Source organism: Chitinophaga sp. W3I9 (assembly GCF_050434025.1).
Lineage (GTDB): Bacteria > Bacteroidota > Bacteroidia > Chitinophagales > Chitinophagaceae > Chitinophaga.
Genome location: NZ_JBNPWC010000001.1, coordinates 4,144,655 through 4,167,741, shown reverse-complemented (window position 1 = coordinate 4,167,741; position 23,087 = coordinate 4,144,655). Strand labels below are relative to the sequence as shown.

The 23,087-nt window shown below is 47.8% G+C and carries 22 protein-coding genes; 15 read left to right on the top strand and 7 right to left on the bottom strand.

What is annotated here, in order from left to right:
* Nucleotides 1-263: 263 nt before the first annotated feature.
* The 5 genes from QFZ51_RS17035 to QFZ51_RS17015 form a co-directional block, all read right to left on the bottom strand.
* A complete protein-coding gene (locus tag QFZ51_RS17035) occupies nt 264-1,187 on the bottom strand; it encodes a FecR family protein (protein WP_429047419.1) in 924 nt (307 codons plus the stop codon).
* Nucleotides 1,188-1,209: 22 nt separating this feature from the next.
* Nucleotides 1,210-1,455, bottom strand: coding sequence for a hypothetical protein (locus QFZ51_RS17030; protein WP_429047417.1), 246 nt, complete (start codon nt 1,453-1,455; stop codon nt 1,210-1,212).
* Nucleotides 1,456-1,538: 83 nt separating this feature from the next.
* Nucleotides 1,539-2,141 carry an RNA polymerase sigma factor gene (locus QFZ51_RS17025; RefSeq protein ID WP_429047416.1) on the bottom strand — a complete coding sequence of 201 codons (603 nt, stop codon included), beginning with the start codon at nt 2,139-2,141 and terminating at the stop codon, nt 1,539-1,541.
* Between the two features lie 119 nt (nt 2,142-2,260).
* A complete protein-coding gene (locus QFZ51_RS17020; protein WP_429047415.1) occupies nt 2,261-2,605 on the bottom strand; it encodes a TfoX/Sxy family protein in 345 nt (114 codons plus the stop codon).
* A gap of 5 nt (nt 2,606-2,610) precedes the next feature.
* Nucleotides 2,611-2,991, bottom strand: a complete 381-nt coding sequence (locus tag QFZ51_RS17015; protein WP_429047414.1) for a nuclear transport factor 2 family protein — start codon at nt 2,989-2,991, stop codon at nt 2,611-2,613.
* A gap of 108 nt (nt 2,992-3,099) precedes the next feature.
* Here QFZ51_RS17015 and QFZ51_RS17010 point away from each other — a divergent pair, with 108 nt between their 5' ends.
* The gene (locus QFZ51_RS17010) at nt 3,100-3,507 is read left to right on the top strand and encodes a winged helix-turn-helix transcriptional regulator (protein ID WP_429047413.1); all 408 of its coding nucleotides are present in this window, start codon (nt 3,100-3,102) and stop codon (nt 3,505-3,507) included.
* Nucleotides 3,508-3,521: 14 nt separating this feature from the next.
* Here QFZ51_RS17010 and QFZ51_RS17005 read toward each other — a convergent pair whose 3' ends face one another.
* Entirely contained in the window at nt 3,522-3,986 is a 465-nt protein-coding gene (locus tag QFZ51_RS17005; protein WP_429047412.1) for a hypothetical protein, read from the bottom strand.
* A gap of 562 nt (nt 3,987-4,548) precedes the next feature.
* Here QFZ51_RS17005 and QFZ51_RS17000 point away from each other — a divergent pair.
* From QFZ51_RS17000 to QFZ51_RS16990, 3 genes are read left to right on the top strand one after another with little or no spacing between them, the layout of a single operon-like run.
* On the top strand, nt 4,549-5,805 hold the full coding sequence (locus QFZ51_RS17000) for a TonB-dependent receptor plug domain-containing protein (RefSeq protein ID WP_429047411.1): 1,257 nt from the start codon (nt 4,549-4,551) through the stop codon (nt 5,803-5,805).
* On the top strand, nt 5,766-7,646 hold the full coding sequence (locus tag QFZ51_RS16995; RefSeq protein ID WP_429047410.1) for a hypothetical protein: 1,881 nt from the start codon (nt 5,766-5,768) through the stop codon (nt 7,644-7,646). Before QFZ51_RS17000 ends, QFZ51_RS16995 begins: the two co-directional genes overlap by 40 nt.
* An 11-nt stretch (nt 7,647-7,657) precedes the next feature.
* Nucleotides 7,658-9,298 (top strand): SusD/RagB family nutrient-binding outer membrane lipoprotein, encoded by a 1,641-nt coding sequence (locus QFZ51_RS16990; protein ID WP_429047409.1) that lies wholly within the window; start codon nt 7,658-7,660, stop codon nt 9,296-9,298.
* Nucleotides 9,299-9,517: 219 nt separating this feature from the next.
* Here the strand turns inward: QFZ51_RS16990 and QFZ51_RS16985 are convergent, their stop codons facing one another.
* Nucleotides 9,518-11,266: a glycoside hydrolase family 18 protein gene (locus tag QFZ51_RS16985; RefSeq protein WP_429047408.1), complete on the bottom strand. Its 1,749-nt coding sequence runs from the start codon at nt 11,264-11,266 to the stop codon at nt 9,518-9,520.
* A 579-nt stretch (nt 11,267-11,845) separates the two neighbouring features.
* On the opposite strand from QFZ51_RS16985, the gene QFZ51_RS16980 reads away from it, so the two are divergent.
* The 11 genes from QFZ51_RS16980 (at nt 11,846) to QFZ51_RS16930 (ending at nt 23,046) form a co-directional block, all read left to right on the top strand.
* Complete coding sequence (locus tag QFZ51_RS16980; RefSeq protein WP_079467627.1) at nt 11,846-12,418, top strand: DUF4255 domain-containing protein; 573 nt, start codon at nt 11,846-11,848, stop codon at nt 12,416-12,418.
* A 31-nt stretch (nt 12,419-12,449) separates the two neighbouring features.
* Entirely contained in the window at nt 12,450-13,277 is an 828-nt protein-coding gene (locus QFZ51_RS16975; protein WP_429047407.1) for a hypothetical protein, read from the top strand.
* Nucleotides 13,278-13,294: 17 nt separating this feature from the next.
* Nucleotides 13,295-14,797 (top strand): phage tail sheath family protein, encoded by a 1,503-nt coding sequence (locus QFZ51_RS16970; protein WP_370910134.1) that lies wholly within the window; start codon nt 13,295-13,297, stop codon nt 14,795-14,797.
* A gap of 45 nt (nt 14,798-14,842) precedes the next feature.
* Entirely contained in the window at nt 14,843-15,298 is a 456-nt protein-coding gene (locus tag QFZ51_RS16965) for a phage tail protein (RefSeq protein WP_079467630.1), read from the top strand.
* Nucleotides 15,299-15,379: 81 nt separating this feature from the next.
* Nucleotides 15,380-15,853 carry a phage tail protein gene (locus QFZ51_RS16960; RefSeq protein ID WP_429047405.1) on the top strand — a complete coding sequence of 158 codons (474 nt, stop codon included), beginning with the start codon at nt 15,380-15,382 and terminating at the stop codon, nt 15,851-15,853.
* 2 nt (nt 15,854-15,855) lie between these two features.
* Nucleotides 15,856-16,023: a DUF5908 family protein gene (locus QFZ51_RS16955; RefSeq protein WP_370910132.1), complete on the top strand. Its 168-nt coding sequence runs from the start codon at nt 15,856-15,858 to the stop codon at nt 16,021-16,023.
* On the top strand, nt 16,020-16,691 hold the full coding sequence (locus QFZ51_RS16950) for a CIS tube protein (RefSeq protein WP_429047403.1): 672 nt from the start codon (nt 16,020-16,022) through the stop codon (nt 16,689-16,691). The genes QFZ51_RS16955 and QFZ51_RS16950 overlap by 4 nt, the downstream gene beginning before the upstream one ends.
* Before the next feature lie 6 nt (nt 16,692-16,697).
* Entirely contained in the window at nt 16,698-18,506 is a 1,809-nt protein-coding gene (gene vgrG / locus QFZ51_RS16945) for a type VI secretion system tip protein VgrG (protein WP_429047402.1), read from the top strand.
* A gap of 18 nt (nt 18,507-18,524) precedes the next feature.
* Nucleotides 18,525-18,827, top strand: coding sequence for a PAAR domain-containing protein (locus tag QFZ51_RS16940; protein WP_370910129.1), 303 nt, complete (start codon nt 18,525-18,527; stop codon nt 18,825-18,827).
* A 2-nt stretch (nt 18,828-18,829) separates the two neighbouring features.
* The gene (locus tag QFZ51_RS16935; protein WP_370910128.1) at nt 18,830-19,252 is read left to right on the top strand and encodes a GPW/gp25 family protein; all 423 of its coding nucleotides are present in this window, start codon (nt 18,830-18,832) and stop codon (nt 19,250-19,252) included.
* Complete coding sequence (locus QFZ51_RS16930; protein WP_429047401.1) at nt 19,249-23,046, top strand: hypothetical protein; 3,798 nt, start codon at nt 19,249-19,251, stop codon at nt 23,044-23,046. The genes QFZ51_RS16935 and QFZ51_RS16930 overlap by 4 nt, the downstream gene beginning before the upstream one ends.
* The last annotated feature ends 41 nt before the right edge of the window (nt 23,047-23,087 follow it).

Below are 23,087 nucleotides of genomic sequence, written 5' to 3'. Positions count from 1 at the left end.
AGGGATCGTTAAGCTGTTCCCCTCCGGACGGGGGAATTTTTCTTTCCGAAAAGCCTGCAATTTCATACTTTTGGTTGTTTGGATGTTAAATGAAAATTTCTGACAAAGGAATTCCGTTTAGTTCAGGCGCCGCCGCTTCATCTCGCACATGAAGCGGCATTTTATTGAACTATTACAATAAGTAGGTGGATCAGGATCATGACTATCCTGAGTACATTATGAAAACTCTCGCTGACATAGCTTTTGGTTGATATTAATTTGTGCTATCGGGACTTAATGATGATTTTATTTCCTGTAATTCTGAAGTTGATGCCACTTAATTCTAATACCTTCATCACCTGCGATACTTTGGTGGCACGGGATATCCGTCCGTTATAACGGCCGTCTGGTAGCGGGCCGTCATATTCCACGTCGAGGTTATACCATCTTTCCACCTCCCGCATGATCTGGCCGATATTTGCTTCTTCAAAAACAAAATAGCCGTTCTTCCAGCCCATTACTTCGTCCATATTTACATGATCAGAAAGCGCAATCTGACCGTCTTTTCCAACAAGGGATTGTTGTCCGGGTTGCAACAGTTTTGTATTTGCACCCTGTTTTATTTTGACAGCGCCTTCGAGCAAAGTAGTTTTTATATCCGTTTCATTATTATAGGCGTTGATATTAAAATGCGTACCCAGCACGGCTACTTCCATGTTCCCGGCTTTACAGAAAAAAGGAACCGGGTTGCCTTTTACCACCTGCTTTGCCACTTCAAAATATACTTCCCCGGTAACTTCCACGGTGCGTTCCTTGTCTGAAAAAGCAACGGGGAAGCGGATAGAAGAGGCACTGTTCAACCATACGTTGGTGCCATCGGATAAAGTAAGTTTAAAGATGCCGCCACGGGGCGTTGCCACCTTGTTATATATAGGATTACCGGATCCGTTTGTTGCTGCGGCGTAGGAAAGATGCCCCGGCGCCTTGCTCAGGTTAACAGTACCCTGCCGGGTAATAGCCCCGCTCCCGGCACTGTCGAGATTCACGGTGTTACCGTCTGCCAGTATCAGTACGGCTTTATTCGCCGCAGGCAATGCATCTCCCTGAGGTTGCACATGCACTAAAACGGGCGCCGCACGGCGGGCAGCAAAATGCGACCATGCCCCGCCTGCTGAAACCAGGATTAATACGGCAGCAGCAATTTTCAAAAGATTGAAGATCCTGGTTCTTTTAGCAGGAGCCCTCCCCCAGGACAATCTTATTATACATGAACTCCCAATCGATCTCCTCACCGTCCTCCGCAACTCCGGGAGCTTCAAAATCTTTATCCACTATATTATTGAACAGCTCCCTCACCGCGGGGTTTTCCAGGTACCGGAACAACTCCTGCATTTCTTCAGGAGTACAGCGCTTTCGTGTATATTGCTGTAACAGGTACTGCAGCCTGTCATAAGCGGGAATTACCTTTTCTGTCATAAAACGTGAGGGGAAAATACTTCCTCCAGTATATAGACTGTTAATAAAGGCAACCGTACCGGTTGAATGCAAAAAAAATTTTCCTATAGAAAGAAAGAGAGCAGGAAGCCTATGATCAGGACGGAGGATTCGTACTGGTTGCTCATATAGGTCCTGATATAACGGAGGATCTCCACGAGGGAATTTTTAACGGTAGGCACGGAAATGCCCAGTTGCACAGCTATTTCCTGGTTACTTAACCCTTCCCGGCGGCTGAGGTAGTAGATGGACTGCTTGCGGCTGGAAAGACCGTTAACCGCCTTTTGAACGATATTGGCCGTTTCAGCTGCCAGCACTGCCTGCTCGGTGTAATCGCCGCTTTCATGGATATTTGCCCATACCTGTTCATGCAAACGCTTATTCCTTGCCACCCGTGAGAGATGATCAAACACCTGGTTGCGCGTCATGGTATAGATATACTTTTGTGGAAGCTGGATATTGGCAAGGTTTAACCTGTTTTTCCAGATTTTCAGGAACACATCCTGCACTACCTCCTCTGCATCGGTTCTGGAATGAGTGAACTGGAGAGCGAATGCGAATAAACGCAGGCGGTAGCATTCAAAAAGCGCTTTAAAGGCCGGTTCATCCCCTTCAGCAATAAGCCGGAAGAGCGCTTGTTCACTATTTAGCTCATTTTCTTTTTTCATTAAGTTCCCTGTACAAGGTAAATTTAGTCCTTTTTTTCTTATCAAAAAATTTGCCTTGCCGGCGGGAAACTACTTGCCCCTCCTGCTCCGGGTTGCCCTGGTAACCATCTATAGCGATTTTATTTCTTACCTCTTACCGGTGTATTTTCCTGCTTATTAAATTCAAGGGCAAGTGTTAACCAGTAATTAAAATCTCTTTTCGTTTTAAGATGCTCTTCATTTACATATACAAATCCTTTGTACTCCCGTCCTCTCATGATGACTGTACGGCAGCCTTCTTTTTTTATCGCTTCTTCATGAATACCGGGGTCAATGCGGCACATCATTTGTCCCGGGCCTGCTGTCAGGCACATTTTATTATTCACCATAAAGGCAATCCTGCCAAACATTTTCTTCTCTTCAACATTGGGCACTTGTGCGAGTGCCTGCCGGATTTTCTCCGCCAGTTTTTCACTGTAGGGCATATAAATTATTTGGGGATATGCTTATCAAAAGTAAGCGTATCAAAGAAGATTGTCAGTGCATCTAATTTTCCGTTCTTTGCCTTCCAGATCTCCGCTACATCGCCATTGATGCTTGCTCCGTCGGGAAATATAAAATCGTAATTTCCGATTACACAGGCATTTTCACCGTCTATGATCATTTCCTTCACCCGCATTGTTTTGAATGCCCGTGAAAATCTTTTAATCACTTCTATGTACGCCGCTTTTCCAACAGCAGGCGCCGTTTTTGTCATATCGCCGCCGGTGAATTTAAAGTCGTCGGAGATGACCGTCTCCCATCCTTCTTTCCTGGCAAAGCCATTGTAATAAATTTCGAGTAATTGTTTTGTTGACGTGGAGGTTTCCATTTTTTTCTATTTTTAAAGAATCAGGAATTGCAATCTTAGTTATTGCATTTTGCAAGTAAAAATAATAAAGTTATTGTAAATTGCAAGTACTTTTTAAAATCAGTCAGTATGGAAAAAGTCAGGTCGGATTGCCCCATCAGTTGCTCGCTGGATGTTTTTGGAGACCGGTGGTCGCTGCTGATCATCAGGGACATTATGCTCAGGGGGAAATTGTCTTACAGTGAGTTCCTGGAGTCGGAAGAAAAGATCGCCACCAATATCCTGTCGAACAGGCTGAGCGTACTGGAAGCAGAAGGTATCCTGTTAAAGCGGGTATCACCGGCGAATAAGTCGAAGTTCCTTTACAGTCTTACGCCAAAAGGAATAGACCTGTTACCCATCATCATTGAAATAATGGATTGGGGGGCAAAATACAATGTAAATTGTCCGCGAAGAGAACTTGGAAAGAAGATAAAAAAAGATAAAGCCGGGGCCGTTAAGGAATATTTTGCAAAGTTGAAAAAGCAGTTCAGGTGAGAGGTTGCACCCTGTTATTTACGCTTCAGATCTTCCCCCTTCCTGGTGTATAATACAATACACGGACACGGCGGATGTAAATCCTGGAATACTTTTGCGAAGGCGAAATCCGACAGCGGGCGCGTGGCCACTATAGACGCAGGCACTTCATTCTCATCTATGAAATATTGTACCCCGGAGGAACAGGAAAGCGCGCTGCTGGATTGCCACCCGGGCGGTAGCTCCCGGTTCAGAAAATCCAGCACAAAGTATTCCCTGCCGGGGTTGATGGGGTCCCGGAGATCAAAAGTATAATGTTCAATGGCCCTGAATTCCTCCCGGATGACATATTGCTTATTTAACGCCGCATGCCTGTTCTGCCAGCGTGCCTTTACCCTTACCTCCTTTAACTTTCTGGGTTTTGTGGTATCTGCTTGCTGTTGCTGCGCCATTGCAAAAAAGGGCAGGGAGAAAAAGAAAATAAAAATAATGCGAATCATTACAAGGATTACACAGATCAGCAGGATAAAGTACCCTGCTTTTTTGGATGGCGTTGCCTTTTTTTTCCAGTACTGTATTGGGTTCTATCAATATGAGCAGGATGCCCGGTTATACTGATATCGGTTATCATTTTAATCCGGGCTCCGCCGCCCCCAAATCGGACATAGTGCATGGGGAGTGCATGGGAAGTGCATGGGAAGTCCATGGGGAGTGCATGCGAACAGTATTAAAACCGCATGGATGATCCATGATATACCCATGTTTGACCCATGGATGAAGCATCCGGGAAATAACCGTGACCCAAAGGACTTTTATTTAACCGTCATCTTAAATACCAAATAGAAAACAGGTGAATTTAATATTAACTCTGAATGTTTTTTGCCATTACCTTAGTGAAAGTTTATGCTTATAGAGAATCGTCATTTTTAGTTACCCGTACTATGTAGTTTAACCAAAATCGTAGTTCGTACCTATTTGTAAACAAGATCCTGTAACAACCTGTAAACCTAAACACGCGTATAGTTTCAACCAAATATCAAGCTTCATTTAAAACAACAGAACATGAGAAATCCTCTCCGGTTATTGGCGATATTATCGCTGGTATTCCTGATGTTACCCAACATTGCTTATGCACAGGAGCAAAAACTCATTACCGGCATTGTGTTAGCCGATGATGGTAATCCCCTGCCTGGCGTCACCGTCAGAATCAAAGGTAGCAACCGTAATACACAAACCAATGCTACAGGGCATTACCGCATTGCGGTAACTCCGGGAGAAGTCCTGGAATTTTCCTTTATCGGCTATGAAAGCCAGAGCGTTCCTACCGGGAAAAGCCCGACAATCGACGTGAAAATGCTGACGAGCGCCAGTTCGCTTGAACAGGTGATCGTTACCGGTATGGGTATCAAAAAAGAGAAAAAAGCACTGGGTTATGCCGTGCAGGACATCAAATCGGCTGAACTGCTGAAAAACAAGGATCCTAACCTGGTGAATTCCCTCAACGGTAAAATTGCTGGCCTGAACATCACCAACTCCGGTGGCGCACCCGGCGCTTCTGCTTCAATTATTATCCGCGGAGGTACCTCCCTGGAAGGAAACAACCAGCCGCTGTTTATCATTGATGGTATGCCAATGGACAACTCCACCGGGCAGGGCGACAACAGCGCCTTCGATGGATCTATCAACCAGAGCACCACTTATAGTAATCGCGCCATGGATATCAACCCCGAAGATATTGAGTCCATTTCCGTCCTGAAAGGCCCCGCTGCGGCTGCGCTTTATGGTCTCCGTGCTGCTGCCGGCGCTATCGTGATCACCACCAAAAAAGGTACCACCGGAAATGTAGCCGGCTCCGTTACCAGCCGCTATATTACCAACTGGGTAAACCGGCTGCCCAAACAGCAAAGTATCTATAAACAAGGCTCCAATTATAACGGCACCTTTACCGATCAGACGGCGATGTCGTGGGGAAATAAATTTGACCCGGGCGAGAAGATCTATGATAACATGAAAGACTTCTTCCAGACAGCCAATGCGTTTGATAACAGCTTCACCATTTCAGGAGGTACTGCCACCGGCAACTTTTATCTCTCCGGGTCTAACCTCAACCAGTCAGGTGTAGTGCCTTCCACAGACTTCAACCGTTCTACCGTGCGGTTTAACGGCGAACAGAAGATCGGCATTTTTACGTTTGGCGTAAATGCTACCTATGCGCGGAGTGAAACGCAGAAAACACACTTACCGGAAGCGGCTTATGGGCCTCCGGCGGTTCCGGTTATATGGAAAGCATTGTGGCCTGGCCACGGAACGATGATATGAAAGTATGGCTGAATGCAGATGGCTCCAAGCACCGGCTGCTGCCGGATATTCCGCTGGATACCGACATCGACAATCCTTACTGGATCATTAACCGTAACCCGCAGTCGGATAAAACCAACCGCTTTATCGGTTCTGCTTATGTAAATGTAAAAGTAACCAGCTGGTTTGACGCTACCTACCGCCTGGGCATAGACAACTACTACACGCAGCTGCGTAATTTAATTTCCCCGGGCTCCAGTGTCAAAGAAGGCTGGCAGAAAGGAATGCTGTCGGAAACAGACCGGAACTACAATTATGTAAACTCCAACCTGATGCTGAACTTCCACAAAACCTTTCATAAAGACTGGGATGCCAGCCTGCTGCTGGGTACTACTACAGAAGACAGCTACACAAAATCCAATTCTGCCCGTGCAGAAAGTTTCCAGATACCCACGTTTATCAGCATTAACAATGCTGCCAAGGAAAACCAGTACATCAGCCAGGGAATCAGCCGCAGAAGGTTGGCCGGCTTCTATGGCGACCTGCGCTTGTCATACAAGAACATTGTATTCCTGAGCGCTACCGGTCGTAACGACATTGCCTCTACCCTGCCACCTCAGAACCAATCGTTCTTTTACCCTTCATTAAGCGGAAGCCTGGTGTTTACGGAGCTGATCCCCAAAAACAATATCCTGAGCTTTGGTAAGCTGCGTGCTTCCTGGGCGCAGGTGGGTAAAGACGCTCCTACCTACCAGACCAACACTTACCTGTTCGGGCCTGAGCTTACTATTGGCGGCGGCTTCCGCAACTACTGGTCGAGAGGAAACGATAACCTGAAACCGGAAACAACTACCTCTACAGAATTTGGTACCGAAATGCGTTTCCTTAACGGCCGGCTCGGATTTGATTTCACCTGGTATGTTACCACCAGCCGCGACCAGATCCTCACGCCCCGCGTAAGCAATGCCACCGGTTATATCCTCAGCTCTGTGAATACCGGTACCATTGAAAACAAGGGGATTGAAATATCCATTAACGCCACGCCGATAAAGAAAAAAGATTTCAGCTGGGAGGTAATGCTCAACGCGTCGCATAACAACGGCGTGGTAAAATCCCTGCCGGGCTCCCTGCCTATCCTGTATGTAACTGATGTGCACCTCGCAGTAGGCCAGGCTGCTTCCTTTGATGGTGGCGTGTTTATGGGCGTAAGCGGCTCCGTATGGCAGAAAGATGAAAACGGCAACCTGCTGCTCGACTGGAACACCGGCTACCCGATTCCTACCACCGCCCTTACTACGTATATAGGTAACCGTGAGCCTGACTTTCTCGGAGGGTTGAACAACAGTTTTACCTATAAGCAATTTAACTTTTCCTTCCTCTGGGATTTCAGGGTGGGCGGAGATGTGTTTAACGGCACCGACTACCTGCTGACCTCCTACGGCCTGAGCGAACGCACCGAAAACAGGAACAGCGAAATTTCCTTCAGCGGTGTAGCTAAAAATCCCACCACAGGAAAATTTGAACCGGTAACGAAAACAGTGGTGCAGTCGGAGAAATACTACCGCGATGTGTATGTAAAGAACGCGCCTTTCTTCCTGGAAAAAGTAAACTGGATGAGACTCCGTTCTGTTTCCCTCTCCTACTCACTTCCCAGAACATGGCTTAGCGGCGCACGCTGGCTGAGGGATGCCACAGTAACCGCTACCGGCACCAACCTCTTACTGCTGACGAACTACTCCGGCATGGATCCTGAAACCAGTACTGCCGGCGCCGGCGTAATAGGCTCCGGCTCTTCCGGCATCGACTATTGCGGGGTACCTGCCACAGCAGGATTTGCCATTGGTTTAAATCTTAAATTCTAAACGTGCGGAAAATGAAAAAAATACTCTTTATCATCAGCCTGTCGTTTGCACTTGCCTCCTGTAAGAAATGGGTGGACATCAACGACAATCCCAATAGCGCCAATTCATCTGTACCCACCGCCGAACAACGGCTGCCGCCACTCATCGCCCAGTTCTGCGATGCATATGAAAGCACCGGCACCCGGGCAGCCTATCTTTCACAACAACTCGCTTCCGTATACGTCAGCGGCGGAAGTAACTACAATCTTACTGCCTGGGTATCTAACAGCACCAACATACAATGGCCGTGGCAATGCTGGTATGTAAATACCGCCGTAAACGTGGCGCCACTCATCACCGCCGCAGAAAAAGTACAGGCGTATCATTATATCGGCGCCGCCAAAATCATGAAAGCATGGGGCTTTGGCACCCTCGCAGATGTATACGGCATGCTGCCATATGACCAGTTCGACGATCCCACCACTATCACGCCGAAATTTGACCAGGCATCCTACGTTCAGGAAAAAGTGCTGGCACTGCTGGATGAAGCCATTGCGGACCTTCAGAAAACACAGGGACCTACTGCGCCTCCGCTGGCCAAAGGAGATATCCTCAACAACGGCAGCACCGACAAATGGATCCGCCTGGCCTACGGCTTAAAAGCACGCTGGTTGAACCACACCTCCGCATTGCCTGGCTTCAACCCACAGGCCGTACTGGATGCCGCTTCAAAAGGCGCACAGTCGAAAGACCAAAGCGCCGTGATGCAATATGTAGATGAAGGTCCAACCGTCACCTCTTCAGCCAAAGAAGCATTACAGTACACGAATACAGCTACGACCGCCAGGATCACCAAACTGTACATGGACTACCTCACCAATAACTACACCGGCGCTCCTACAGGCATCAATAATATGGAAGATCCAAGAGTAGACCTGCTCATTCCAAGCATGGCCGACCGGAACGGCGTACTGCACCGCACACAGGGCGTAGACATGACTTCCGGTATTACCAATACGGGTCCATTGTCATACACCTACAGTACAACTAATAATACGTTCTCTAACAAGGATTCCATTTATGTGATCCTGCGTAAAACACCGTATGCCCCAACGGCTACCGACCGTATACAATCCACCGGTACCTGGTACACAAAAAGAGGCGCTAAAGGATTATTGTTTACCAATGCGGAACTGCGTTTTATTGAAGCGGAAATTCTTATTAAGCAGGCTAAAAATACAGAGGCATTAACAGCCTACAAAGCCGGCATCCGTGCGCATATGGAACTGCTGGATATTCCCGCCGGAACCATCGACGCATTCCTCAACAGCAGCTCCGTAGTGCAGCTGCCGGCATTGCTCACACTCAGCAATATCATGATCCAGAAATACATTGCGTTGTCTTACTCCCCCGAAAACTGGGCAGACCTCCGCCGGTTAAATTACTGCACCGACGCCGCCGGAAACTATAACGAAACAACCGGCGTTTATAAAGGATTTAAACGTCCGGCGCATGTTAACACGCTCTATTACCCGGCCCAAACCGATTGGCCACGCCGCTTTGCGGTACCCAGCTATGAAATCAATTACAACAGCACACAGGTACTGAATGCAGACCCTACTGCCAGCAGCCCGACGTATATCAGCCAGCCAGTGTGGTGGAATAAGAAGTAAACGCGAATTTTGTCTTTCTCAGGATTACGCTGATTTTACTGATTACCTGGATTTTTACATTTGGATTTTTTTAGATTTTTAGATTTTCTTAAAAATAATAATTAAGGGAGATAAGAGCGATATCCGCTTCTATCTCCCTTAATCCTTTATAAAATCCAAAAAGTAAAAATCCAGGTAATCAGTAAAATCAGCGTAATCCTGAGAAAGACAACCTACGCTCTACGGCACATCATCATCTTTAAAAAATGGTTGCAGGAAGAAGTGCATGATCAATAATCCCAGCACAAAACCAATACCCAGTATGGCCAGCACACTCATTAGCGGCACACTGTGACACTGACCTGGTATGCTGCTGATCCCTACAAACGGTATTTCCTTATTTAGAAAAAGCGCCATAAAGCCACTGACCACCGTAAGCAGGATGAGTACAATCAATAGTATCAATAATTTTTTTCGCCACTTCCAGTCGTCCCCTTGTGTTTTTACAAAATAAAAGTACACAGCACCCGCCATCAGCACTAAAATAAAAAAGCCGATGGTGAAATAAATAAAGTAAACATCCCCTTCATACTGCGAGGCATCCACGCTGCATGGATCTTTGAACAGTATAGCGTATATGCTCAATTCTCTTTTTATGCGCTGCCAGAACGTGAGATGCTGCGGGATGGGGGGATACAGCGATACCGTATCAAGAACAAGCGTGTCTGTTACCACAAATTTATCTACCAATGCATCCCACAGGTCTGTGGTGCCGTTATCGGCGCCCAATGTCCATATTGCGATGCCACCTAGCTCATTCTTCATTACAAAGTCATACTTCATCGACATGCTGATGCCATCATCAAACCAGATCTCCTCCTTTACTACGCCATACTGATCTTTTACTTCTATAAAAAAAGTAGCGGTGGTTTCATCGAAGATGGCGACAGTATCCGAAGGGTACTGCTTGCGGATATCGCTGTAGCTAACATAGCGACTGAAAACATCCGGGTTGCCATCTCTTCCTTTTTTCCATACGGCGCCGTAGTAAGGCAATAACAAGGAAAGTTGTGCAGGCGGAATATCGCCTTGCAGGTAACGTGAAACAGCGCTTGTCAAAGACTTTGACGCATTGCCATCCAGTGGTGCAAGCGGTCCTGCCGTTTCGCCGCCCGCCTGTGTAAAATCAATGATAAAGTAATCGACATAACTGTGGAGTGCACGCAGATCGTAGTTATAGGAAGGGTCGTACGGAGGTACAACTACATTAATTTTAAAGTTCTTATTTACATTTTTCAACGCACCGGAAAGCCCAATGATAAAGCTGCTGAAAGCGACACGTTGATTACCGGGCAGTGCCTGAAAATAGATAGTAACCCCATCTGCTTTTTGCTGCACCAACAAACGGGCAAGGCTATCCGAAAACGTTGCCTGTGCATTTTTATTTTTGAGAAGGGCGAGTATGTTACTGCTTTTTTTATCAAGAAAAAGAAACTGCAGGTTGCATCCTGCCGACAGCGCATCGCCCACAGACTTCACTTCATCCTGCTGAAAGGCTGGCTGGATACGGCCAGTCTGGCCATCAACCAGGTATCCGAGGAAACTGTAAGTACTCAGCGCATTAAAATTGTACGTCGTATATCCCTGCTCCATCCAGTATGGCTGGATACCCATTACATTTACTTTTTGTGAAAGCCGGAGCAGGTAACGCGCGCCCACACTATCGCTCAGCCGCAATGTATCTACCTGGTCGGGGGGCCGTCCGTACAATGAGCGGATAGCGGTAAGATGAGCGGCTTTGGTATTTTCTGTTTCCTGTTCCTCACTCTTCTTCTGCAGGATGGGCATCATCTTATCCACCAGGGCATCAAGATCAGTTCCGGGCACCGCACTATCGGGTTCCTGCACCGGTTTTTTACTGCTGGTATCAGCCGGCGGATTTGCAGCCTGCGAAGCATGACTTAATGCAATGGCATTAAGCAGTGACATCAGCGAATCAAATTGCTGGTTTTCTGTTTTGGTTAATGCCTCGTTTAATTTCCGTATGTCATCCTTACTAACTACCAGTGAATCTGTTAACGTTTGGTTGATAACATATAAAACGCGGGCGCGCTCGCGCGCGTGAGCATTATATCGAAAACGAAAGGCTTTTAAAATCCGTTGTATGAGCTTAGTGTTGGCGGCAGTATCCGATGGCAGCTTTGGCGGCTTCGGCAATTTAGGCGCTGGTGGCGGCTTTGGCGGCTTTGGTAATTTAACTGGCGACTCCTGGAAATAATGGCGCACACTCCTGCTGTTGCCGTATGCGGTGCTATTGCAATGAAAAAAAACGAGGAATGCAATTATGAGGGCGGTTATTTTTTGAGCGGGATTCATCAGGATGCTTAAGATAATAAAAGATAGAAAAATATTTTTTCAAATAAAAATAAATAAATCGCTTTTTTGAATTTATATTGCGATATCAACATGAAAACTCAATTTCATTTCTCAAAATAACGAACACCTTTTTCAGCCCGGACAATTTACAGGACAGTATACATCTCGCGATAAGAATTAAATACCATTCCAATGATCTATGAGGCCCTTAGCTGTGTTACAGAAGATATTAACAATAACCTGAAGCGAAAATTACAGATCAACGAAGATAAAGTGATACTTTCCGGTATTGTAAACCAGGATGGTTCCGTAGCGATACAGGGCGAAAACAAAATGCTTGTAACGCTTGTCAATGTTGAAAAAGAGACAGCAAGAACATCCGTTTCAAATACCGGCGCCGGCATGTACAATACCTCGGCAGCAGCGGTATCCGTGAACCTCTATGTATTATTTTCTGCTTACTTCAGCAGCAATAACTACGCGCAGGCTTTAAGATTTCTTTCCTACACCGTCGCCTTTTTTCAGTCGAAAAATACCTTTACCGCACAGAATACACCTGCGTTAGATGCCGGCATCAGCAAGCTTGCCTTTGAACTGGAAAGTCCCGGAGCCGACAGGCTAAACAACATGTGGGCTACGCTGGGCGCCAAGTACATGCCATCCGTTTTGTACAAGGTGCGCATGCTTACGTTCGACGATTCCATCATCAAAGAATACAGGCCAGCCGTTGCGGGCACTGCCGGAGAAATGTTACCGGCGAGATAAATGTTATCCTTAGCTAGTTTTAAAAACTTGAATGAAACAGCAATATGAAATACTGACTACTATCCGCTATCGTCATGATTTTTTCCAGGCGCTATCCTACGAAGGCATAGGCATCCGCATGTCTGCCGCTACCGGAAAACAGTTACTGAATGCAGATCTGATGCTTAAACAACAGGCATCCGGGTTCTTGTTGCTCTACAACACATTGGGCGCTGGAAAGCGCACCAGGAGCGACTTACTGCAGGACAATACCATGCTAACCTTTGAAGTAATCCTGAAAGATCCGCTGTTTTATAACTATACTGCTATTGATGCCGGCAGCATTACTACCCAATGCTTTATGTTTGGCAATGATGCCGCTAATGCACCAGGCGTTTTACACCGGCATCCATATGCTGATGCAGCAGACCTGTACGGAACAGATACGCTGACGGAACCCTTTTTTACAAAACCGTTCGGATTGCTGACATTGGTGCTGAATGACTCCCTACAGGATAACTATGAGATCAGGTTTCAGGCCCGGAGCACCTACTGGTGCTACTACCTGATGAGTGAACAGCTGGCAGCGCTGCCACACCCGGTAATCCTCAACAACAGCGGAATTTCCTGTTTCAGCGAGCCATTGCTGGCAGCGCTGCCTGAGCGGAATAACGTACCGGTACTGGTATCAAATGACCCTATCCCACTTTCGGATAGGACTCCTGACATACTAAAACTGGCAAACCGGCTATCGGAGGAAGACAACAAACACAAAATCATCATCTCCCCGCTCCCGTCGCCGGAAGTCAACAGGATATCTGCTGCAGGAAGATCGTGGTATACCAATGGAAAAACGTACTCGGAAATATTTTTATACTAAACAAAAAATCACCTAATATGGCATCAACCTTCATGACCCCTGGGGTTTATATTGAGGAGAAAAATGCGTTCCCCAGTTCCATTACCGCTGTGGAAACTGCAGTGCCTGTGTTCATAGGCTATACGCAGAAAGCAGAAAGGAATGGTAAATCCCTTATCCACAAGCCCACCAGGATCACGTCTTTCGCAGAGTACCTGGAATACTTCGGCAGTGAGTTCAAACCTAAATTCACGCTGGCGGACGCAGATCCCAAGGTGAAGCAGGAAACCTTTAACATCAACGGGAAGCCGACCGTGGTCCAGATTAAAGACAATAACACGGCCTACTTCTACAACAGTATGCGGCTTTTCTTCGGCAATGGCGGAAGCCTCTGCTACATCCTGTCGGTTGGCACCTATGGCAGCGGAGCAGATGGCGTTACCATTGCAGCAGATGATTTCATTGGCTCGGACACCAAGCCCAATGTATTTACCCTGCTGGAAAAAGAAGCTGAACCCACGCTGATTGTAATGCCCGACATCATTGCACTGGGAGCAGATGCCTATACTACGGTGTACTCACAGGTATTACAGCATTGCGCCAACATGCAAAGCCGCTTCGGTATCTTCGACCTGGTAAAACAAAAACCATCGGACGTACTGGAAGATGTGGTGGGCGTATTCCGGGAACAGATCGGCGTTAACTCGCTCAACTACGGCGCTGCTTATCATCCCTGGCTGAAAACTACTATTGTGCAGCCGGATGAAGTGGACTTTGAAAACCTGGATGCCAGCGTAGACCTGGAAAAATTATTACCCGAACCAGCGGCTGCGCAGATCATCACCAAATTTAAAACCAACGCCACACCTGATAAAAATACCAAAAAGAATTTCCATCAGTCGCTGAAGGCTGCCAGTCCTACCTACGTGCATATCCTCGAGGAAGTGCGTGCGCAGATGAATGAACTGCCACCAAGTGGAGCATTAGCGGGCATCTATACCCTGATAGATAATTCACGCGGCGTGTGGAAAGCTCCTGCCAATGTATCGGTGAGCATGGTAACCGCCCCCACGGTTAACATCTCCGGTGAGGAACAAAAAAATCTCAACGTGGATATCATGGCAGGAAAGTCTATCAATGTGATCAGGCCATTTACAGGCGTAGGTACCCTGGTATGGGGCGCCAGAACATTGGATGGCAATAGTCTCGACTGGCGTTATATCAACGTGCGGCGCACGCTCATCATGATTGAGCAATCTGTAAAACTGGCTACCCGCGCTTATGTGTTTGAATCCAATGATGCCACTACCTGGATCACGGTAAAAAGCATGATCAACAACTTCCTGCAAAACCTCTGGAAACAGGGCGCACTGGCCGGCGCCGCACCGGAGCAGGCTTTTGATGTACAGGTAGGTCTTGGTGCTACTATGACACCCCAGGACATCCTGGAAGGCAGGATGCTGATCACCGTAAAAGTAGCGCTTACACGTCCTGCTGAATTTATCATCATCACCTTCCAGCAGCAAATGCAGGAATCTTAATCCACAACTAAAAAATCTATTCAATAACTTTTAAAACTTGCAATTATGGCAGATGACGGCTCCACCCAATCACAGGCCACCTGGCCTATGGTAAAGTTTTCTTTCAAAGTCATGTGGGATGGCAAAGAGATCATATTCCAGGAAGTAACCGGGCTTACTTCTGAAACACAGGTAATAGAATACCGCGGCGGCAGTAATCCTGTATACTCGGTAGTAAAAATGCCGGGGATCGCCAAGTTCAATAATATCACCCTGAAGAAAGGTATCTTCAAAGGAGATACTACCCTGTGGGATAATTATGATCTCATCAAAATGAATACCATCAAGCGTTCCACCATTGTAATCAGTTTACTGGATGAAACCGGTCAAACCGCGATGAACTGGACACTGACCAATGCGTTTCCCTGTAAAATGACGGTTACCGATATGAAATCCGATGCCAATGAAGTGGCAGTGGAAACCATGGAAGTAGCGCATGAAGGACTGCATTTAACCAAATAAAAACGGACAACGGGTAGCGAAGCCGCAGGAATGACTTCGTTATCCGTTACTCCGCTCATTCACGGCTTCAAATAAATTGTCATGCCTATTCCACCACCACCGCCCTCGTCGGCCCAAACGCCTTTTTATCCACCGGTGGGATTTTATTTCAGGGTAATGGTGCCGGGAATCACCGGCAGCAATGAAGGCAGCTTCCAGGAAGTAAGCGGACTAACCGCCACCATTACGCCATTGGAAGTAAAAGAAGGGGGAGAAAACAGGTTTATCCATCGCCTTCCGCAGGCGCCCAAATATGGCAACCTGGTGCTCAAAAGAGGCATGCTCACCGGCTCTCCGCTGATACGCTGGGCGCAGAACAGTATCAATCTTTTTACCTTCTCGCCCGTGGCGGTAGTAGTAAGCCTGATGAATGCAAACCGCGGACTGGTAGCCTCATGGCAATTTGTAAATGCCTATCCCGTAGCATTGAAAGTATCAGAATTCAAAGCGCAGGAAAGCGTTATTGCCCTGGAAACACTGGAACTATGCTATGACTATTTTCAACAAATCAGTTAGTTATGCCTTTGGAAATAAGAGAACTGGTGATCAAAGTCACCATAGAAGAACATCCCCCGCAGGCAACAGGCCATACCGGCGTTAAAGACCTGCAAGCCCTGAAAGATAAGATAGTAAGGGAATGCATGGATAAATTAATTACTACCATAGAGAACTTACCCGCAAGATGAACCCTACAGGAGGACCCACGAAATTATTACTGGCAGGCTATGCAGATCCGGAAGCTACGGAATTGATCGACAGCGTATCCGCCGTAATCAACCCGGACAATTATACGCTCAACTATACCATCAATTATAAAAACACAGATGAGCAGGGCGCAGTAGCGCCTACACAAATTTTCAGCAGCATGGAGTCGGGTAACTTCGACCTCGAACTGCTGGTGGATGGAACCGGCGTAATCCCTATTCCCGGCGGATTAACAGTAGACGCCTATATCGAAAAAGTGATGAACATCGCGTATAACTACCAGGGAACAGACCACCGTCCCAACTACCTGCGCATCAGCTGGGGAAATACCAACTTTACAGGCGTATGTAAGAACATCAACATTAAGTACAGCCTGTTCAGCACTACCGGCGTGGCTTTGCGTGCAGTGATCAAACTCACTGTAATAGAGTCGGTAGCCTTTGCAACGAAAATAAAAGAATCCGGTGTGTCATCCCCGGACCTTACACATATGCGGACCGTACTGGCCGGCGATACCCTGCCGTTAATGACCTATCGTATTTACGGTGAACCCGGTTATTATATGGAAGTGGCCAGGGTAAATGGTTTGAATAGTATCCATGATATTAAACCCGGCGACGGACTCTATTTCCCCCCGCTAAAGAAATAAATTCCCATGGCAGCAGTTGTACCTATCAACATAGCAGATCCTACCCTGCAATATACCATCACGGCAAACGGCACCGCTGTGCAATACACGTACCCTGTCATATCTGTAACAATACATCATGAACTGAACCGGATCTCCTATGCAGAAATCATGTTGTCTGATGGCACTACAGCGAAAGCATCTACAGGTGTGATCGGCGATTTCCCCGCCAGTGACAGCGACAGCTTTTTGCCCGGGAACACCATCACCATTACTGCCGGATATGGCAATACCGGTGAAGAACTGATTTTCACCGGCGTGGTGGTGAAGCAGTCCATACAGGCCACCGACCAGGGTTTCCACCTGATCGTCACCTGTAAGCACAGCGCCGTGCAGATGACCATCACCAAAAAAGATGCAGTGTTCATCAATCAAACAGATAGCGACATCATGTCCACGACTGTTAGTAATAACGGTTTGAGTGGAGATATACAAAGTACCAGCGCGCTCAACGAACTGGTGTTTCAGAAATTTTGTACCGATTGGGATTTCCTGTTATCACGTGCGGAGTTTAACGGCTTCGTGGTATCACTGGTAGGTCCCAAAATAGTGGCCGCCCCTCCGGTAGTAAGCGGAGAGCCGGTGGTATCTGTAGCTTTCGGTGAATCGCTGATCAGCTTCAACGCTTCTGTAAGCGCCGAGAAACAGGTACCTTCTCTCACCGCTGCCGCATGGGACCCGCAAACATTGGCCATGATTACCGCTACCGCCACGGAACCGGGACTGAATGCGCAAGGTAACCTGGAAGCCACCACACTGGCTTCCGCGCTGCATCAAACGCCGCTGCAGCTGGTATCCAATTCGCCGCTGGCACAGGAAACTTTGCAATCATGGGCCAACAGCACCCTGCTCCGTATGCGGCTGGAATCCATCAGCGGGCAGGTATCCTTCATGGGCAACGCCACCGTATGGCCCAACACATTGATCACCTTAGCCGGCGTGGGCGCACGCTTTAACGGCAACGCCTACGTGTGGGCCGTAACACATACACTCAAGGAAGGCGTTTGGAATACCAACGCAAAGTTTGGGTTGAACAGCAAACCTATTTATGAAAGGGAAAATTTTTCCTACTCCCCGGCAAACGGGCAGCTGCCGGCTATACAAGGACTTCAGCTGGGCACCGTAGTCGCCATTTCTGAGGACCCTGCCGCAGAGTACCGCGTGCAGGTGATGCTGGCCAGTACCGCTACCGGTCAGCAAGGCACCTGGGCCCGGCTGTCTACTTTCTATGCCACCGCCAGTGCAGGCGCCATATTTTTCCCGGAAGTAGGCGATGAAGTAGTAGTGGCTTTTATTGAAAATGATCCGCGTTACCCGGTGATCATCGGCTCCCTATATGGCAAAATGAAAACGCCGCCGGTAATTCCCGCAGATAATAACAATTACATCAAGGCGCTGTATACAAAGAGTCAGCTCAAAATTAGTTTTGATGATGAGAACAAGATCATCACCGTGATTACACCGGGAGGCAACAGCGTGGCACTGAACGACACATCGCAGGAAATAGTGATCCAGGACCAGAGCAGTAACAGCATTACCATGGCGCCGGCAGGCGTTACCATAAAAAGCGCCAGCGACCTTACATTACAGGCCACGGGGCAGCTCAAACTGAATGGCATGTCGGTGAATGTTGCCGCCACTACCGCACTGGAAATGAGCGGCGCCACACTGTCAATGTCGGCCGACACCACGCTCAGCGCTACCGGTAATACCTCTGCTACCCTCTCTTCTTCTGCTGCCACCATCATACAGGGAGGCGTAGTAATGATTAATTAAAACGATAAAAAATAAATTATGGGACAACCCGCCGCAAGGATCACAGATATGCATGTATGCCCGCTCATTACACCTGGACTACCCCCTATTCCGCATGTGGGTGGCCCCATAGTAGGGCCGGGTATGCCCACTGTTTTAATCGGCGGCATGCCCGCCTCCGTAATGGGCGACCTGTGCACCTGTGTGGGACCGCCTGATTCTGCCATCATGGGATCGTTCACCGTGCTCATAGGCGGAAGACCTGCGGTACGTATGGGCGACACCACCGCCCACGGCGGCGTAATTGCATTAGGATGTCCAACGGTATTAATAGGAGGTTAACAATGGCAAAAGATATCAAATCATTTTTAGGAACAGGCTGGAGCTTCCCTCCTTCCTTCGACAAACCCAACGCCTCGGTACTGATGGTGTCTGATGTGGCGGATATTGAAGAAAGCATCCGCATCATTCTCAGCACCATTCCCGGCGAACGCATCATGCTGCCGGATTTCGGCTGTAATATCCGCAAGATGGTATTTGAAGTAGTAGACTCCCGGTTTTCCGGGGAACTGAACCACCTCATCTATCATGCATTGCTGGAATACGAACCACGGATCAAACTGGTGGACTGTCAGATTGTTGACCAGACAATGGAAAGCGGCACCGTGTACGTTCAGATCAACTATACGGTGATTTCTACCAATACCCGGCATAACCTGGTGTATCCGTTCTACTTCCTGGAAGGTACCAACATCAGCACGAGATGAATAACTACTTTGAAAATATACAGGATGGCGTCAGCCAGTTGGAACGGCAACTGGATGCATTGCAACCTGCCTATGTAAAAGTAGACGACAAAAGTACCTTTGACCTGCTGGCGCAGCTGACCGCGCTCGCCAGCCAGTTTAACTATTATAATTTCCAGGATCAGCCGGATGGCGACTGGCAGGAATTTTTTCAGACAGATCTGGTGATTATGCTCATCACCTGTTCCAACCTCCAGTTCACCGCCTATGAAGAAAAATATCTCTTCCTGCGGGAAGCGATGGGCAAAGCAGGAAATGAAGCCAGTCTTTTTAAACATACCGCCGGCTTCTTCTCCCTGCTTTACGACATTGCCATTGAACTCATGGATGCCCTGCAGAAATTATTCCTCTCGGATAAACAGCAGGTGATCCGGCATTACATACAACAGGTAATCCAGGTGGTGGAAGATGAAACGATGAAGTTAAACCGGTATGAATTGCAGGTAAAACAATTGTTTCCTTATGAAACAGCCAGGCATCATACCCTCCGCGGCGTCACTACCACAGCGCGGTTGCAGGCGCTGTTCCCGGGCATTTCAAATAGTATCACCGAAAGCGAAGACATCTTCAGCGGATTTTTTTCGCTGAACGAAATTTACGATACACTGCGGACGAAATTTTACCAGACTTCCAGCGCTTCCGCCTACTACCTGAAGAATCAGCTCCGGGAACGGAAACATACGCCGCATATGGGGCTGCTGATGGCGTTTACGGAGCTTTATAAATACCTGCAGGACCAGATCAACGAAATACCCAAACGGCATCTGGATTATTATTACCGCACCATACTGGGTATGGAACCCCTGCATGCGGTACCGGACAAAGTACATATCCTGGTCACGCCCGCCCCGCAGGTGAACAGCCTCACGCTGGATAAAGGAGAAATAGTGCTTGCGCCCAGCGCTGCCAGGAAGGAACCGCTGCAATACCGGCTGCGGGATCCCCTCAAGGTACATGCCACCACCATTACCGCCATACACACCCTGTATATCAGTAATTACCTCCAGATCGCTGCGCGGTCGCTGCAAACAAATAACATCTGCGAAGCAGCTATTTATCATGCTATTCACCCGGTAATACCACCACCGGCTTTTGCCGCCCTCACCGCCCCGCCGGTGACCTGGCCCTTGCTGGGAGAAGATCAGCACGACCTGTCGCAATCGGTACGTACCATGGAGAATACCTCGATCGGCTTTATGATCGGATCGCCTACACTATACCTTACAGAAGGTGCGCGGTCGGTACAGGTAAGACTTCATTTTAACGCTGCCGGCTATACGGAGTTGATTAAATACCTTCAGAATTTTTCTGCCGTTACCGGCAGAAGTGCCGCTATCATTAACAGTGAACTGATGTCTGCCGCATTCCTGCTATACTACACCACTCCCACAGGATGGGAGCCCATTAAACATTATAACGTGCGGTGCAGCGCCGCAGAGCAGGCAGATAACGCTATTGTCATCAACTTCCTGCTACGCAGCAGCGAAGCCGCTTTCACCGTATTCAGCCCCGATGTACATGGCGATAATATTACATCGGCATTGCCGCTCCTGAAAGTATTGCTGAACAATAACAGCTTCCACCACCCCTACTCCTTTCTCCGTCAACTGGTACTGGACCGGGTAACGGTAACGGCTAAAGTAACCGGCTTCCGGGCCGTAAAACTGGATAATAACGTAGGGGAACTGAACGCATACAGCTCCTTCAGGATATTCGGACCCATGCCGGCAGTAGGCTCTTTTCTCGATATCTCCAACAGCAATGTTTTTAATAAGTATACGAAAGACTTCAGCATAAAACTGGAATGGCTGGATCTTCCCAAAAATATAAACGGGTTCGATAGTTACTTCGCCGCCTACCCGGGGAATATGACCAACAACTCTTACAAGGTGGGCCTTAGTAGTATTAACAACGGCGTATTTCTGCCCGAACGTGGCAACCAGGAACAGTTCCGGCTTTTCGATACGCGCCGCGACAAAGAAGGCGATCTGTACCTGGCCGATACCTCATTGATTAAAGACGCCGACTTCAATAAAATCAGTTTCCCTAATGGGATGAAAATGGATAAGGAAGTAAAGCGCGGCGGCACGGCTTACAAGCAGGGCGCCGTCAGGCTGGAGCTGTCGGCCCCCTCCGAAACATTCGGGCATCAGTTGTACACACTCATCTTTCCGGAAGTAATTTTATACAACGCCAAACACCCGATGCGGAAAAAACCGCTGCCGTCGCCTCCTTACGTGCCGGTGGTAAAGGCCATTGCCGTCAACTATACACTGGAACATTCCGAGTCATTAAAGCCGGGAAAAGTAGCCATACCTGGAGAAACCATGGAAGTACACCATGCGGGCGTATTTGGAAATGAAGGCATATATCCCGGCAACGGCGCCAATGACTTTTCCCTGCTTCCGGTATTCAACGAAGCCGGTCACCTCTACATTGGTTTTAACGAACTGAAACCCGGAGAAGAGCTGTCGCTGTTGTTTCAACTGGAAGATAAATATTTCACCGACACCACTACCAATCTTACCCCGCTCAACTGGCATTACCTGGCAAATAACAAATGGTATCCCTTTGAAAGCATGTGTCTTTTATCAGACAATACAAATAACCTTTCGCGGAGTGGTATTGTAAAGATCCGTGTTCCACACGGTATCAATCCCAATAACACTATCCATACACCCGGTACCTGGTGGATCAGGATTTCCACCCCTTCCCACGAATGCATTACGCCAAGGGTGATTGGTATCTTTCCTAATGCCGTAACCGTGGAGCGGGTGTTTGAAGGAATTGGCGGTTCGCTCGAAAAAGTATTAACGCTCCCACCCCTGACGATAAAAAAAACAAAAAAAGATATCCGCACCATCCAGGCGATCTGGCAGTTATTTCCTTCTTTCGGAGGCCGTAAAACAGAACCCGAAAGTAAATTTTATACACGGGTAAGTGAAAGACTACGGCACAAGCAACGGCCCGTTACAGCACTGGATATTGCGCAGGTATTACTGGAAGCTTTTCCGGAGATACTGATTGTAAAATGCATCACTGCGCTACCCGGCGCCAGGGACGAAGATGCAAGCATTGTGGTGGTTCCGCGGCAATCGGACAGCGGCCTGTTTATCAGCCCGGAACCCAAAGTAGACCTGGATACCCTTTGCCGCATTCAAACCTTTATGCAACAGCATATATCTCCCTTTGTACGTTTATCGATCCGCAACCCGGTGTATGAAAGCGTGAAGGTAGTATGCAGCATCATGTTCAGGGATCCATCTGAAAACAACCAGAACAGCCACCTGCAACAGCTGCAGCTGGATATCCAGAAATATCTTTGTCCCTGGTTGTTTGATCCTTCTTCCCATTTAAAGATAGGCAGCACCTTGTACAAATCTGAGCTACTGAATTATATCAACCGGCAGCCTTATGTGGAATATATCACCGGCTTTTCCCTCGTGCATTTTTATTACACAAAAGATGAAGATACCGGTATGGTAACGGCCTATTGTACAGATACCGCCATAGGCGGCCTTCAGCAGGTTACGCCTTCCTTGCCGCAAGCCGTGCTGGTCCCGTCGAAAGAACACCTCATCACCGTGCTGCACTCGCCCGAATACAAAGAACCGGAACCATTGGGCATCGATGCGTTGAAGATCAGCAACGAACTCATTATAGGCAACGACCATCATGTTATAACGCCAACGGACCAACGACCGGATCACGCAACCGATGAAGAGATGCTGACCATCTCTATACTTCCACCCTGACCGGTCATACCAGTAACTATTCATCTCTTAAAATAAATTGC